The sequence below is a fragment of the Labrenzia sp. 5N genome (genome assembly GCF_012395805.1).
GTDB lineage: Bacteria > Pseudomonadota > Alphaproteobacteria > Rhizobiales > Stappiaceae > Roseibium > Roseibium algicola.
The window spans coordinates 344,613-359,479 of record NZ_JAAZTM010000014.1; the positions used below are offsets into that span (position 1 = coordinate 344,613).

Here is a 14,867-nt window from a genome sequence, read left to right on the forward strand (position 1 = left end):
TTCGGGCATCGAAAGACTTGCGAAAGGGCGGCCGACGGCCGCCCTTTTCTGTTGTGGGCTGCATTTTCCGGTTGAGGAATGCGCGGTTTACAGCACAGTTCGAACGCTCTAGCCTTTCCCCGTCAGGTGGAGGTCGAGCGATGGCAAATTCACATCAGAAACAACTGCTTCTTGATCTGTTTGAAAGCCTGCCGTCGATTGTCTTCATTGTGCTCTGGCGACAGACGAGTGATCTGGAGCTTGCAGGCTGGAGTGGTTGCAGTCTTGCGGTTTTCGTTCTTGCCGGCTTTGTGCTGGTCAAGGTGCCCATGCACCCCGTATTGCTCGGTATAAATCTGCATATCCTGCTGGTGACACCGCTTCTGGTCTGCCTGTATCGGTTTGGCGACGGCACTCTGGCATCATTCCTGACAGGCTATTCGTACAGTGCCGTTTTGTTGACCGTGACGCTTACCGGCGGGGTCTTGACCCTGTTCTCACGCGGTGGATTTGCCGGTGTCCCCGACTTGCCCAGATCAACGCAGTACCGACTATCGTTTCTGATGCTTGCCGTATCACTCGCTGGAACGGTCTGGGCCTTCCAGGCGCCGGAAAACAGCCTTCTTCCGGTGGTCGTCACCTTGACCCTTCTGATTGCCGGTCGCCGGTTTCTGCTTGCCCGTGTGTCGGACAGGTCGTCGAACGGTGGTGTGCTTGCCCCGGCTTTGGCGGGCGGTACCGACACTGCCGACGGTTACACCTGACCCTTTTGCCATTGCCGCGATTTTGACGTCTTGGCGCGTCATATCACGGGCGTGATCCGCGCCTTTGCTAAAAGCGGATATTCGCAGCCGAACGGGAGTTCTCTACATGCGTATTTTGAAACCGGTTCTTGCCGCCATGGCCATTGTGTTTGCCATCCCGGCCCTTGCCTCCGAAGACAGCCCAAAGGTTGAAATCGGCAAACTGAGCTGCCTGGTGGAAGGCGAGCACAGTTTCATTGTTGGCTCTTCAGCAACACTCGGATGCAGCTTTTCACCGGTCGACGGCGGAGCGGTGGAAAACTACAAGGGGACCGTCCGCGACTATGGGCTGGACATAGGCAAGACCAAACAGGCCACGCTGGTCTGGGGTGTGCTGGCACCTTCCGCAAACCGGAAGCCGGGCCTTTTGGCAGGCACCTACGGCGGGCTGACCGCCGGGGCAAGTGTTGGTGCGGGGATCAAGGCGAACGCGCTGCTGGGTGGTTTCGACCGCTCCATCGCGCTCAACCCTTTCAGCCTGGAAAGCCAGACAGGCACGAACCTGACACTGGGTGTCAGCAAGATGACGCTGGAACTGATCAACTAAGCCTCAGCGGCTGTCACTGTCCTGTTTCTCCGCTTTAGTCGCGGCAGCTTTCGTTCGCGCCGGCACAGGGAGTTTCTTCCTTGTCTGGCCGGGTGTTCTGCCGGTTGATCTGCTCGGTGCGGTTCAGACGCTCCGCACCGTCAATCTGCTGCCGGGTGGAGAAGCCGGACTGTTGGCGGTTGAGGTTCTGGTTCAGCTGCTGACCGGCAGAAGGCAGCCGCGGCGAGGTCATCATGGGAGGACTGCGCAGCTGGGTCGATTGCGCATGCGCCGGTATTGCCGACGTGGCAGCTAGCAGGGCTGAACAGAGTATCAGGGTTTTGGTCACGCGTGCTCCTTTTGTCCGAGGCCGGTTCCAATTGGTTACATAGGCCTCCGCGCCTCAATTTCACTATCTGCCAATTCCGGCAGGGCAATGGCACATGGTTGGGAAGGTCTGAAGGCGGGACTTTTTTCAGTCTTAAGCTCAAATTTTCTCCACCGCTTGCCGGTCTGGAGATCTCGGTCGGGAGAGCCTTTATAAGCCTCTGGGATCGGCGGTGTTTTGGAATTTTGTGCACTTTTAACGAGCTGTCATCTGCCTGGAGACTGAGCCGAGACAAGGGCAAATTGCTGCGCTGCCGCGTAAGATTCCCTTGCGTTGCCGCCGATATCGGCGCGACGATGGCTGACCGCCCCTGGTCGATCGGCCGCAGTTTGGGGCTTGGTGCTGTTGAGTACCGGGCAAAAGGCCTTCGATCCCATCCGGGCGAGACGCGGCAGGCCGCGTCCCCCAGCCGGCCCTGCCGCGTTGTTACGAGGTATCCTCGAACTAACGGGAGGCTCAGCATGGCAATCACTTCAAACGGAAAAGGATCTGCTGCGGGCAGCGCTCCGCGCTGTATCGCCCTAGTGGGTCCGTTCGGCAGCGGCAAGACCAGTCTTCTGGAAGCCTTGCTGGCGCGAACGGACAAGGTGGCCCGGCAAGGATCCGTCGCGAACGGAAATACGGTGGGTGACGCTTCGCCGGAAGCGCGTGCCCACGGCATGAGTGTGGAACTGAACATTGCGGACGCGGAATTCCTGGGAGATCGCTTCGTATTCGTCGACTGCCCTGGATCGGTGGAGTTCCTGAGCGAAATGGACGGGGCGCTTTCCGGGGTGGATCTGGCCGTCGTGGTGGCGGAGGACGACGAGCGCAAGGTTCCAGCCCTGCAGCTGATCCTGAAAGCCCTTGAAGCCCGCGCCATTCCGCGGGTTTTGTTTTTAAACAAGATCGACAAGAGCACGCGGCGGGTGCGTGATGTCCTGAGCGTGCTGCAACCGGCATCTGCGGTGCCGCTGGTGCTGCGACAGATCCCGATCTGGGAAGACGGCCTGGCGACGGGTTTCATCGATCTCGCGCTGGAGCGGGCGCATGTCTATCACGAGAAGGAGGAAAGCACGCAGATCGACATGTCCGATGCGGATCTCGCACGTGAGCACGAAGCCCGTTTCACCATGCTGGAACACCTGGCCGATCACGACGACGACCTGATGGAGGCGTTGCTCGAGGATATCGCCCCCAATCGCGATCAGGTGTTCGCCGATCTGGTGAACGAAATGCAGGACGGTCTCATCTGTCCGGTTTTCTTCGGCTCCGCAGAACACGGCAACGGTGTCAGCCGGCTGCTGAAGGCCTTGCGCCACGAGGTTCCAGGTGTCGATTTGCTGTCGCGCCGGGTGCTTGGCACGACGTCGCGCGCGATGCTGCAGGTCGTCAAGACGCTGCACACCCAGCACGGCGGCAAGCAGTCGATTGCCCGCGTTCTGGAAGGCGTGGTCTCCGACGGCGATACCCTGTTCCTCAATGGCGACGCCGAAATCAAGGTGTCCGGATTGTTTTCTGTCTTCGGCCAGCAGGCGAACAAGATCGCAACGGCCGGCAAGGGCGATCTGGTTGGGCTCGGGAGGCTCGATGATGTCCAGACGGGCGACCTCCTGAGTTTTGAAAACGGAAAGATCGAAAGCCTTCAGGTGCTCGAACGGCGCAATCCTGTTCTGGCGACGGCGATTTCCGCCAAACAGCGCAAGGACGAGGTCCGTCTTTCCGCGGCACTGGCGAAACTGGTTGAAGAGGACCGCTCGCTGATCGTCTCGCAAAACCAGACAACGGCCGAAACGTTGCTTGCAGGGCAGGGCGAAATGCATCTGCGTGTTGCCCAGGAACGGCTTGCCGGAAAATACGGTCTGGATATCGCCGCCAATACACCGCACGTGCCTTATGCCGAGACGATCCGGTCAGGCACCAAGGTTCGTGGCCGTCACAAGAAACAGTCCGGCGGGCATGGTCAGTTCGGCGATGTGGTGATCGAGATATCTCCGCTGCCGCGCGGCGAGGGCGTCCAGTTTTCAGACACGATTACCGGGGGTGTCGTGCCGAAACAATATATCCCGTCCGTGCGTGACGGCGTGTTGGATGCGTTGGGGCAAGGCCCGCTCGGTTTCCCGGTGGTGGATGTGTCCGTCTGTCTGACGGACGGCTCCTATCACTCCGTGGACAGTTCCGACCAGGCCTTCAAGATGGCCGGCATACTGGCAATCCGGGAAGGTCTGCCTGAGTGCAAGCCGGTGCTGCTGGAGCCGATCCACAAGGTGGTGATTGCCTGCCCGAGCGATGCGACCGCGCGGGTGAATGCGATCGTCTCGGCACGACGCGGACAATTGCTTGGCTTCGATGCCCGTCCCGAGTGGAATGGCTGGGATGAGGTGCAGGCGTTGATGCCGGAGGCGGAAATCGGTGACCTGATCATCGAACTGCGTTCGGCGACCGCCGGGGTTGCAAGCTACACCGCCGAGTTCGACCATATGGCGGAACTTTCCGGCAAGGCGGCGGACATTGCCCTGCAGAGGTCCGGCAGACAGGCCGCGTGAACGGTAGAGCACTGAAAGCGACGACAGAGGGGCCGGTTGGCCCCTCTGTTGTGTTCGCCCTACTAAAGCGCTGTACTGTTGATCACCATGTTGTTGCGCTCAGTCACCAGGGCGTTATTTGCCATTGAAAGCCGATTCCGGTTTCCTTCGGAACAAACGGGAGACTGACAATGAATATACTGAAGAAACGCAGCTGGGAGCTTCCGGAACGGGAAGCAACACCGGAGGCCGTTTTCATGAACCGCCGGCAGATCCTTGCCGGCCTTGCCGGGGCTGGTGCGCTGATGGGTACGGGCCTTGGAATTCGCCCGGCCTTTGCGGAAGAAGACCCGAGCGCGGGCCTTTATCCGGTCAAACGCAATGAGACCTTTACGCTCGACAGGGACGTGACCCCGGAGGAGTTCACGGCGAAATACAACAATTTCTACGAGTTCGGCACGCACAAGCAGATCTGGCCGGCGGCACAGGAACTCAAGATCCGCCCCTGGACCGTTGTGCTGGATGGCATGATCGACAATCCGCAAGAGATCGGCATCGATGACCTTCTGGCCAAAATGCCTCTGGAAGAGCGGCTCTACCGGCATCGATGCGTCGAAGCGTGGTCGATGGCCGTGCCCTGGTCGGGATTCGCGCTTGCCGAGCTGGTGAAGCTGGCCGGGCCGCAGTCCGGCGCAAAATACCTGCGTTTTGAAACCTTCCTCGATCCGTCGGTTGCCAGCGGGCAGAAGCAGAGCTGGTATCCCTGGCCCTATGTCGAGGGCCTGACGCTGGAAGAAGCGACCAATGAACTCGCCTTCATCGCTACCGGCGTTTACGGCAAGCCGCTTGCCAAGCAATATGGTGCACCGATCCGGCTGGTTGTCCCGTGGAAGTACGGCTTCAAGTCGATCAAGTCGATCGTGAAGATCTCCTTCACCGATGAGCGTCCGGTCAGCTTCTGGGAGGAAATCCAGTCTTCTGAATACGGCTTCTGGGCGAACGTGAACCCGTCCGTGCCGCATCGCCGCTGGCCGCAGTCTTCCGAGCGGCTGCTTGGAACGGACGAGCGCCGCAACACGCTTCTCTACAACGGCTATGAGGAGCAGGTGGCCGGCCTCTACAAGGACCTGGGCAACGAACGCCTGTTCATGTGAAGTGACATTACGTCATGCTGCGTCGCAGCATGGCCTGGGCAAAAAAAGAGCCGGGTCTTAAAAGACCCGGCAGTTTATTTTGATTCACTGAAAACAGTGGAATCACCTTCCAGAGGGGAACAGCTGGTCGGAACATCACTGGGAGGAGGACGTGATGTCCGTGTGACCAACAGTGATGCTTATATGCAGTGCACAAGCTGCGTAAACAAGAGGCAGGGGCGCAGATCTGCTATGCATTTTACGCAGGGCTTGACTGAATGGTCAAAAATCAGACCAAAACCTCTTTAATTACAACAGATTGAATTAGTCGGTTTTTGCCGGCAGCTTCAAAAAAAATTTTAATTTCGAGTGAAAAAATCGATTGGTTCACCGAAATAAATGCAAATGCTCTCCCCGTGTGCAGTAATTTTGATGCCTAAATGTTGAGCTGATTTGGCGATTGAAACCTGAGTCTGTCCAGTCCTGTGCTTTCCCAGGGGAATGGAGACGATCGGGCCGCTCGGTTGCCACGGCGCAGGCCGAGTTCTGAGACCTTTTTTAGGGGGAGAGTATCTGCAAAAGCCCCTGTAGGCCGGTCGTGCATGCAAGCAGGGTTGCGTCCCGGTCGAGCCGGGGCTGGTTGAGCCAATCGCAATCGGGCAGATAGACGGCAGGAGGGCAGGGTTAGAAAACCCAGCCTTCTGCATTTGCCAGCAGGAACTCGCGGAACGCGGTAACACGCGCGGTGTTCTTCAGTTCCGAAGGGTAGACAAAATAGGTGTCGAAGGAGGGCACCTTGTCGTCCTGGTCGGTCATGACAGGCGCCAGGTTCGACGACTTGTCGATGATGTAGTCCGGCAGAATGGCAATGCCCACGCCGGATTGAACGGCACGCTTGATGGCCACGATGTTGTTGGCCTTCAGGACGGACCTGCGCGGGCTTGTCGCGACGCGCCCGGCTGTTTCCAGCCAGTTCATGGAGCGGAGATAGGCCGGGGCCTGTTCGCCAAAGGTGATCAGCCGGTGCTTGTCGAGGTCGTCGATCGACACAGGCGTTCCGAACCGTTGGAGGTATTCCGGTGCCGCATAGACATGGAAATGCACTGTAAACAGCTTGCGCTGGATCAGGTCCGGCTGGGTCGGCTGGCGCAAGCGGATGGCCACATCCGCTTCGCGCATGCCGAGGTCCAGTTCGTCGTCGTCGAAGATCAGGTGCAGGTCGACATCTGGATAGAGATCGATGAAGCTTCTGATCCGTGAGGTGAGCCAAGTGGAACCAAGGCCTACCGTGGTTGTCACACGCAGGGCTCCGGATGGCTTTTCCTTGCTGTCCGTCAGGCTCGACTGAACCGCTTCCAGCTTCATCAGCACGTCGTTGGCAGTCCGGTAGAGCAGTTCGCCCTGTTCGGTCAGCAAAAGGCCGCGGGCGTGCCGGTGAAACAGAGGAACGCCCAGATCGTGCTCTAGCGCACTGACCTGCCGGCTGACAGCCGACTGGCTCATATGCAGGGTGTCACCTGCATGCGTGAAACTGCCAGCCTGTGCGGCCGCATGAAAAATGCGCAATTTGTCCCAATCCATGCGTGCCCCTCCGCAGGACAGTCAGGCAGCCTATTCGGCGGCCTGCTTTGTCGACGTCACTTCATGTTCGGCCAGAAACTTCTCGGCTTCAAGGGCTGCCATGCAGCCCATGCCGGCAGCGGTTACTGCCTGCCGATAAATGTCGTCGGTGACATCACCGGCCGCAAAGACGCCCGGAATGGATGTCCTGGTCGAATCCGGGGCAGTTTCCAGGTAGCCGTTGGACTTCAGCGTGAGCTGATCCTTGAAGAGTTCGACCGACGGTGCGTGGCCGATGGCGATGAAGACACCGTCGGTGGAAATTTCCTGGAATTCGCCGGTCGCGGTGTTTTTCAACCGTACGCCGGTAACTGCTTTCGGCATGCCGCCGCCGAGGATCTCGTCGACCTGGTGGTCCCAGATGACGTCGATCTTCGGGTGCTGGAACAAGCGGTCCTGCAGGATCTTTTCCGCCCGCAGGCTGTCACGGCGATGAACCAGCGTCACCTTCGAGGCGAGATTGGCGAGATACAGCGCTTCTTCCACGGCGGTGTTGCCGCCGCCGACAACCACAACTTCCTTGTTGCGGTAGAAGAAGCCGTCACAGGTCGCACAGGCGGAAACGCCGGCGCCCATGTAATCCTGTTCCGAAGACAGGCCAAGCCAGCGGGCCTGCGCGCCGGTGGCGATCACCAGGGCGTCCGCCGTGAACACCGTGCCGCTGTCGGCTTCCAGGCGGAACGGGCGCTGGGACAGGTCAGCCTTCACGATGGTGTCGTAAAGGATCTTGGTGCCGACGTTTTCGGCCTGCTTCTGCATCTGTTCCATCAGCCACGGCCCCATGATGGGATCCGCGAAGCCGGGGTAGTTCTCGACATCGGTGGTAATGGTCAGCTGGCCGCCCGGCTGAATACCGGCCACCAGCGTCGGCTCGATCATGGCGCGGGCAGCATATATGGCAGCCGTGTAGCCGGCCGGGCCGGAGCCGATGATCAGAAGTTTGCTGTGTTCCGTGCTCATGGGCGCACCTTTATCCTGTTTTCATGTCCCGGCGTTTGCGTTGCCAGGTTGGCCCATCGGGGCGTTGTTCCGGGTTTGCCGTGCGGCCGAAAAATCGCTCAAGATGCGTTGAGCGATCACCGGCGTGGCATCTATCGGCTCGTAGGTAGTGGTTTTCAGCGGACCTGGAAAGGGGTGAATGACACCCATGCGTCGCAAAGTCCCCAAAAACCGGGTGATCTTGTCGTGACCGCCGCTCGGCTCGAATACATGGACCGGCTTGCCGGTGGCTGTGGCCTCACCGATCATGTTCGTGGAATCGGCAGTGGCGATGATCGCATCTGCCTTGGCGAGATAGAGGCCGTAAGGGTTGGGCTCATCGCCTGTCCAGTAGAGGTGATTTCCCGATTTGGCCAATCCTGCAAGACCATAGGCCAATCCGGCCGGCGTGCGGCGGGAGGCTGTGATCATGAAATGCACATGTGCCGCATGTGCAAGCTCTCGCAGGCCGCTCAAAAGGCGGTTCTGGTCGTCTTCGGAAAACCTGTGGTGCCGACTGTCCCCGCCGACAAGAACAGCAACACGGGGCCGTGGAAGACCATCTATCTCGGCAACCTGCCGGCTGCGGAGTTCGGCCAGTGTTGCGGCGGAGAACTTGTGTGGGGACGTCGGTGTTACAAGGACGTTCCGTCCGCGCAGCTTGTCATGCTCGGGTACCCAGATGAGATCCGCTGCATCTGGTCCTATCCGCGGGTCTTTCAGGAACACGGTAAAGGTCTTGCCTCCCGAGAGGCGCTTGACCCGGCGCAGATACGGGACCGCCCGGCGGCCGGACGCGATGGCGATATCAGGGTAGGGCGGGGCAATCGGGCTGCCGGGGCGGGTCTCCCGCTCGCGCAGATCGATCGGACCGAAGGGCATCAACCAGGTAAAGGGTGCACGCGGCGCTATGTGGCGTTCTTCAAGAGGTGCGCCGAGGGCTTCGGCGACACCGCGGCACTGGGCAACATCGCCCGCCTTTCCATCGGTGAGGATCCAGAGGGAAGAAGGGGCTTTCTCCGGCGAAAAAGGCATGTTTTGGAGAAGTTCCCCTATCGTAATCTTTCGAAATCGTGCGCAATTTTGTTATAGTCTTGCACAAACGCGCAAAAAATCATAACTCGGCACACAAATAGAGGTTAGCTTGGGATTCCGGTATCGGGCAAGGCGACAGTCTTGTGAAAGACCCGAATGCCCACAGCATGGCGCGTCATGCGAAGCGCGAAGGAGACAGGTTTGAAAGCGCGGCTCGATGCCATTGATTGGCAGATCCTGAAGGAATTGCAGGATGACGGACGGATGACCAATGTGGAATTGGCCCGTCGGGTCGGCATATCCGCTCCTCCCTGCCTGCGCCGGGTGCGCGCGCTGGAGGAAGCCGGGCTCATTCTGGGCTACCGGACCCTGCTTGATGAAAAACAGCTCGGTTACGACGTGACAGCCTTTGCAATGGTCGGGCTGCACAGCCAGACCGAGGCGGATCTGATCGCTTTCGAACAGACGGTTCAGAACTGGCCGCTGGTGCGCGAAAGCTACATGCTTTCGGGTGAGGTCGACTTCCTGCTGAAATGCGTTTCGCCGGATCTGCAGACCTTCCAGAATTTCATCATTCGCGAATTGACCGCTGCGCCCAACGTCGACAGCGTTCGTACGGCGTTGACAATCCGCCGAACAAAGGATGAGCCTGTCGTTCCAATCGATTGAAGTCCGAACCGGCTGCAAGAAGGAACAAGACGCCATGGCTGTGAAACGTGTCGTTGCCAACATCGCATCGCCGGATACCGGCAAAGCGCAAAGCTTCTACGGCGACGTGCTGGGCATGGACCTGGCGATGGATCACGGCTGGATCGTCACCTTTGCAGGCGAACGGGGGGCGATGGCCCAGGTCAGCATTGCGGCGGAAGGCGGTGCGGGAACGCCCGTGCCCGATTTTTCGGTCGAAGTCGATAACCTTGAAGAAGTGCTGGAAAAAGTGCAGGCAAAAGGCCTCGGCATCGAATACGGCCCGGCAGATGAGCCATGGGGCGTCAGGCGCTTTTATGTGCGCGACCCTTTCGGCCGCCTGGTGAATATCTTGCAGCACGCGTGAGGCGCTGCCTGCCGATCCGGCAGGCAAGGGCGCCAACAAACTCACGAAGCCAGTTTTTTCACTTTTTTCTGGAGACGCCGGATCAGGGAGATGTCCCTGAGAGCGGCGGTGACCAGGGTAAAGGCGACGGTCACCAGCAGGATGGTCGTCAGTGCCGCAACGGGCAGCATCTGGTCATAGTGGTAGCTGTCGAGCGCCTGGTCGACAGGCTCAATGCCGGAATAGAACCTGCTGCGTATCGTGTCGCTGTAGGTCGTTATGCCAAAGTTGCCATACTTCAGATATTGCAGACCGAAGACGACGAAGAAGACGGCAACAGCCAGAGCGATCAGGTAGCCGGCCATCCGCACGGCGAACACGAAGGAGCTTTCGTGGCGTTGCGCGACGAGGCGCTTGAACATCAGGCGTTCGCGTGCCGTGAGCCTGGAAAACAGAAACCAGCGGTATATCCATAACGGCACCGACGCGATCAACAACCATACAGCAATCGCGTTAAAGACCATTGCAAATCCTCCGACACTTTCCGGTTGTCAGCTTAACGGCTGTGTCGTGGACGTCAAAGGGAAAGCTCTGCTTTTGCTGCGACTTAAGGACAGTCGCAGAACGCGCGTACGTTGCCGGGGAGCGGCGCCGGGCAGGTCCGGGTTCAAAGGGAACCCGGACATTGAAACGGCCAGGGGTAATTTTCAGGCAAGCTAGGACCGGGGGCGGTCCCTGCAAATAGAGGCCGGACCGGGAAGGCTCAACACTGAAAGGCTGGGGTCAGACGAAGCGTACGTCCACGATCTCGTAAGACCGGGCACCGCCAGGGGCAGCAACTTCGACACTGTCGCCGATGGACTTGCCAATCAGGGCGCGGGCGATCGGAGAAGAAATAGAGACCTTGTTCTGCTTCACGTCGGATTCGACGTCGCCAACGATCATGTATTTCTTTTCTTCTTCGGTGTCCTCGTCGATGAGGGTGACGGTCGCGCCGAATTTGACGATGTCGCCGGACAGCTTGGTCACATCAATGATTTCAGCGCGGGACAGCTTGTCTTCCAGTTCCGAAATACGGCCTTCGTTCAGGCTCTGGGCTTCTTTAGCCGCATGGTATTCCGCATTTTCCGACAGGTCGCCATGCGCGCGTGCTTCAGCAATCGCCTCGACGATGCGCGGGCGCTCTACCGCGGTACGTTCCTTCAGCTCGTCCTGGAGCATCTTGTACCCGGCGGAGGTCATCGGAACTTTTTCCATTGGTCTCAGACCTTCAGCTTATTGGGTCCCCCTAATCTCGAGGACCGCGCTTTGACAAAAACAAACCAAGCCGGGAAAGGCGCGCTTTCCCGGCCGGTCACGAGTATAATAGCCTTAGCCGAAGTAGGATTGTAAAGGTCTTACTTCAAGGCTCCCAGCTTTATGGGCGGCAATGCCTTTCGCGGCAGCCACTGATCCTGCAAGGGTCGTGTAATACGGTACCTTGTTCAGAAGAGCCGCCCGGCGCATCGACCGGCTGTCGGAGATGGCCTGTGCGCCTTCGGTCGTGTTGAAGACGAGCTGGACCTCACCGTTCTTGATAGCATCAACGATATGAGGGCGGCCTTCAAGAACCTTGTTGATCTTCTTCACCGCAATCCCCTTGTCCTCGAGGAACTTCTGGGTGCCGCCGGTGGCGATGATCGTGAAGCCGCCGGCTTCCAGGCTGCGGACGGCATCAAGCACGCCGGCCTTGTCTTCGTCGCGCATGGAAACGAACACGGTGCCCTTGTCCGGAACCCCTGTGCCGCAGCCGATCTGGGACTTGGCAAAGGCCTTGCCGAAGGCAGTGTCGAGGCCCATGACTTCGCCAGTCGAGCGCATTTCCGGTCCGAGGATCGTGTCGACGCCGGGGAAGCGGGCGAACGGGAAGACAGCTTCCTTGACCGCGATATGGTCGAGTTTCTTCTCGCTGAGGCCGAAGGAAGCCAGGCTTTCTCCCGCCATGATGCGGCTGGCGATCTTGGCGACCGGCGCACCGATCGTCTTGGCGACGAAGGGCACGGTGCGCGATGCGCGCGGGTTGACTTCCAGAACGAAGATCTCGCCGTTCTTGATGGCGTATTGCACGTTCATCAGGCCGCCGACTTCCAGTGCCAGAGCCAATGCCGTGGTCTGGCGCTTGAGTTCTTCAAGCATCTCTTCGCCGAGCGAGAACGGCGGCAGGGAGCAGGCGCTGTCGCCGGAATGGATGCCGGCTTCCTCGATGTGCTCCATGATGCCGCAGACGAACACGTCCTTGCCGTCGCAAAGGGCATCGACATCCACCTCGATCGCGCCGTCGAGATAGCGGTCGAACAGCAGCGGGTTGGTGCCCAGCACAGTGTTGATCTGGCCAGTCTTGTCGTTCGGGTACTTTGCCCGCACTTCCGCCGGGACCAGCTCCGGCAGGGTGCCGAGCAGATAGGAGTTGAGGGCTTCCTCGTCGCGAATGATCTGCATGGCACGGCCACCCAGGACATAGGACGGGCGAACCACCAGAGGCAGGCCGAGCTGACCGGCGATGAGGCGACCCTGTTCGACGGAATAGGCGATGCCGTTTTCCGGCTGCTTCATGTCGAGCTTGATCAGAAGCTTCTGGAACCGGTCACGGTCTTCGGCAAGATCGATCATGTCCGGTGAAGTGCCGAGGATCGGCACGTCCGCCTTCACCAGCGCCTGCGCCAGCTTGAGCGGGGTCTGGCCACCGAACTGGACGATGACGCCGTGCAGCGTGCCGTTCTCCTGCTCCTTGCGCATGATCTCCAGCACGTCTTCAGCGGTCAGCGGCTCGAAGTAGAGGCGGTCGGACGTGTCGTAATCGGTAGAGACGGTTTCCGGGTTGCAGTTGACCATGATGGTCTCGTAGCCCGCGTCTTCCAGCGCGAAGGCGGCATGACAGCAGCAATAGTCGAACTCGATACCCTGACCGATCCGGTTCGGGCCGCCACCCAGAATTACCACCTTCTTTCGGTCGGACGGGTTCGCCTCGCACGCGGGCTGCCCCATGAAGGGAGCCTCGTAGGTGGAATACATATAGGCTGTCGGGGATGCGAACTCGGCAGCGCAGGTATCGATGCGCTTGTAGACCGGGTGCACGTCCAGCTGCTTGCGGAGCTTGGCAACGTCCGACGCATCGAGATCGGCAAGGCTTGCCAGGCGCGCGTCGGAAAAGCCCATGGCCTTCAGTTTGCGCAAGTTCGCTGCATCTTTCGGCAGGCCGAGCTTGCGGACCTTCGCTTCCATTTCCAGGATGGCTTCGATCTGTTCCAGGAACCAGGGGTTGATGCCGCTGGCCTCGTAGATTTCCTCGACCGTCATGCCAAGGCGCATGGCCTGGGCGACGTTGAGAAGCCGGGTCGGTGTCGGTGTCGAGACGGCAGCGCGCAGGGCGTTGCGGTCGTCGCCCTGATCAAGGCCCGGGATTTCGGTTTCATCAAAGCCGTTCAGGCCCGTTTCCAGACCACGCAACGCCTTCTGCAGGCTTTCGTTGAAGGTCCGGCCAATGGCCATCACTTCGCCGACCGACTTCATGGCAGTGGTCAGGGTTGCTTCGGAGCCCGGAAATTTTTCGAAGGCGAAACGCGGGATCTTGGTGACCACGTAATCGATGGTCGGTTCGAACGATGCCGGGGTCGCGCCGCCGGTGATGTCGTTCTCCAGTTCGTCCAGCGTGTAGCCGACAGCAAGCTTGGCCGCGATCTTGGCGATCGGGAAGCCGGTTGCCTTGGAGGCCAGGGCGGAAGACCGCGACACGCGCGGGTTCATTTCGATGACGACCAGGCGGCCATTGTCCGGATTGACCGCGAACTGCACGTTCGATCCACCGGTTTCGACGCCGATCTCGCGCAGCACCGCAATCGAGGCGTCGCGCATGATCTGGTATTCCTTGTCGGTCAGCGTCAGGGCCGGCGCGACAGTGATGGAATCACCGGTATGCACGCCCATCGGATCGACGTTCTCGATGGAGCAGATGATGATGCAGTTGTCCGCCGTGTCGCGGACAACTTCCATTTCATATTCCTTCCAGCCGAGCAGGCTCTCGTCGATCAGGACCTGACCGACCGGAGACGCGTCGATGCCGGAGCGGACGATGGTTTCGAATTCTTCCCGGTTATAGGCAACGCCGCCGCCGGTGCCACCCAGGGTGAAGGCGGGACGGATGATCGCCGGCAGGCCGATCTCGTCAATGGCGCGCATGGCTTCAAGATAGCCGGCATTGCGGTCGTAACCGACGATCCGGCCGTTCTCGTCGTGAATTGCCGGGGAGGAGGCAATGGCCGCGCGCGGGTTTTCCAGGCCGATGACGTCCATCGCAGCCCGGAACTTTTCGCGGTCTTCAGCCTTTTCGATGACATCGGCGCGGGCGCCGATCATTTCCACGCCGTATTTTTCCAGAACACCCATCTGTTCCAGATCGAGTGCGCAGTTCAGCGCGGTCTGGCCACCCATCGTCGGCAGAAGCGCGTCCGGGCGTTCCTTCTCGATGATCTTGGCCACCAGCTCGGGAGTGATCGGCTCGATGTAGGTCGCGTCAGCCAGGTCCGGGTCGGTCATGATCGTCGCCGGGTTCGAGTTGACCAGGATGATGCGATACCCTTCCTCGCGCAGCGCCTTGCAGGCCTGGGTGCCCGAATAATCGAATTCACATGCCTGGCCGATGACAATCGGACCGGCACCAATAATCAGGATGGAAGAGATATCTGTGCGTTTTGGCATCTCGGCTCGCAGCTCGCAGCGGCCTTTCCGGACAGCGGGCTCGCTATTCGGTCTGGCTCGGACATGAGGGTATGACTATGTTGGCTGAGCGCGTCTTATAGGGAAAAGCTGCGCAGGAGGGAACCCCGCCAGGG

At 59.6% G+C, this 14,867-nt stretch carries 13 protein-coding genes; 6 read left to right on the forward strand and 7 right to left on the reverse strand.

What is annotated here, in order from left to right:
- The first annotated feature begins 140 nt into the window (after positions 1 to 140).
- Positions 141 to 743 (forward strand): hypothetical protein, encoded by a 603-nt coding sequence (locus tag HEP89_RS15170; RefSeq protein WP_168692406.1) that lies wholly within the window; start codon positions 141 to 143, stop codon positions 741 to 743.
- Positions 744 to 849: 106 nt separating this feature from the next.
- On the forward strand, positions 850 to 1,329 hold the full coding sequence (locus HEP89_RS15175) for a DUF992 domain-containing protein (protein WP_168692407.1): 480 nt from the start codon (positions 850 to 852) through the stop codon (positions 1,327 to 1,329).
- 34 nt (positions 1,330 to 1,363) lie between these two features.
- On the opposite strand, the gene HEP89_RS15180 is transcribed toward HEP89_RS15175, so the two are convergent.
- Entirely contained in the window at positions 1,364 to 1,657 is a 294-nt protein-coding gene (locus tag HEP89_RS15180; protein ID WP_145903515.1) for a hypothetical protein, read from the reverse strand.
- Positions 1,658 to 2,157: 500 nt separating this feature from the next.
- Between HEP89_RS15180 and HEP89_RS15185 the strand changes: the two genes are divergently transcribed.
- Together HEP89_RS15185 and msrP are read left to right on the forward strand one after the other, a co-directional pair.
- Positions 2,158 to 4,221 (forward strand): elongation factor G, encoded by a 2,064-nt coding sequence (locus HEP89_RS15185; protein ID WP_168692408.1) that lies wholly within the window; start codon positions 2,158 to 2,160, stop codon positions 4,219 to 4,221.
- Positions 4,222 to 4,391: 170 nt separating this feature from the next.
- Positions 4,392 to 5,354, forward strand: a complete 963-nt coding sequence (gene msrP, locus HEP89_RS15190) for a protein-methionine-sulfoxide reductase catalytic subunit MsrP (RefSeq protein ID WP_055655710.1) — start codon at positions 4,392 to 4,394, stop codon at positions 5,352 to 5,354.
- Positions 5,355 to 6,017: 663 nt separating this feature from the next.
- Here the strand turns inward: msrP and HEP89_RS15195 are convergent.
- The 3 genes from HEP89_RS15195 to HEP89_RS15205 are packed head-to-tail and all read right to left on the reverse strand — an operon-like array spanning position 6,018 to position 8,966.
- On the reverse strand, positions 6,018 to 6,914 hold the full coding sequence (locus tag HEP89_RS15195) for a LysR family transcriptional regulator (protein ID WP_022997966.1): 897 nt from the start codon (positions 6,912 to 6,914) through the stop codon (positions 6,018 to 6,020).
- Between the two features lie 30 nt (positions 6,915 to 6,944).
- The gene (trxB, locus tag HEP89_RS15200; protein ID WP_022997965.1) at positions 6,945 to 7,913 is read right to left on the reverse strand and encodes a thioredoxin-disulfide reductase; all 969 of its coding nucleotides are present in this window, start codon (positions 7,911 to 7,913) and stop codon (positions 6,945 to 6,947) included.
- A 21-nt stretch (positions 7,914 to 7,934) separates the two neighbouring features.
- Positions 7,935 to 8,966 carry a mitochondrial fission ELM1 family protein gene (locus HEP89_RS15205; RefSeq protein WP_168692409.1) on the reverse strand — a complete coding sequence of 344 codons (1,032 nt, stop codon included), beginning with the start codon at positions 8,964 to 8,966 and terminating at the stop codon, positions 7,935 to 7,937.
- 201 nt (positions 8,967 to 9,167) lie between these two features.
- Between HEP89_RS15205 and HEP89_RS15210 the strand changes: the two genes are divergently transcribed.
- Together HEP89_RS15210 and HEP89_RS15215 are read left to right on the forward strand one after the other, a co-directional pair.
- On the forward strand, positions 9,168 to 9,635 hold the full coding sequence (locus HEP89_RS15210) for an Lrp/AsnC family transcriptional regulator (RefSeq protein WP_031268195.1): 468 nt from the start codon (positions 9,168 to 9,170) through the stop codon (positions 9,633 to 9,635).
- A 34-nt stretch (positions 9,636 to 9,669) separates the two neighbouring features.
- Positions 9,670 to 10,020 (forward strand): VOC family protein, encoded by a 351-nt coding sequence (locus HEP89_RS15215; RefSeq protein WP_022997962.1) that lies wholly within the window; start codon positions 9,670 to 9,672, stop codon positions 10,018 to 10,020.
- Positions 10,021 to 10,061: 41 nt separating this feature from the next.
- On the opposite strand, the gene HEP89_RS15220 is transcribed toward HEP89_RS15215, so the two are convergent.
- The 3 genes from HEP89_RS15220 to carB all read right to left on the reverse strand — a co-directional run bounded on the left by HEP89_RS15220 (position 10,062) and on the right by carB (position 14,733).
- On the reverse strand, positions 10,062 to 10,523 hold the full coding sequence (locus HEP89_RS15220) for a hypothetical protein (RefSeq protein WP_022997961.1): 462 nt from the start codon (positions 10,521 to 10,523) through the stop codon (positions 10,062 to 10,064).
- Between the two features lie 259 nt (positions 10,524 to 10,782).
- Positions 10,783 to 11,256 carry a transcription elongation factor GreA gene (greA, locus tag HEP89_RS15225; protein WP_022997960.1) on the reverse strand — a complete coding sequence of 158 codons (474 nt, stop codon included), beginning with the start codon at positions 11,254 to 11,256 and terminating at the stop codon, positions 10,783 to 10,785.
- A gap of 114 nt (positions 11,257 to 11,370) precedes the next feature.
- Positions 11,371 to 14,733 carry a carbamoyl-phosphate synthase large subunit gene (gene carB / locus HEP89_RS15230; RefSeq protein WP_062487795.1) on the reverse strand — a complete coding sequence of 1,121 codons (3,363 nt, stop codon included), beginning with the start codon at positions 14,731 to 14,733 and terminating at the stop codon, positions 11,371 to 11,373.
- Positions 14,734 to 14,867: the final 134 nt, after the last annotated feature.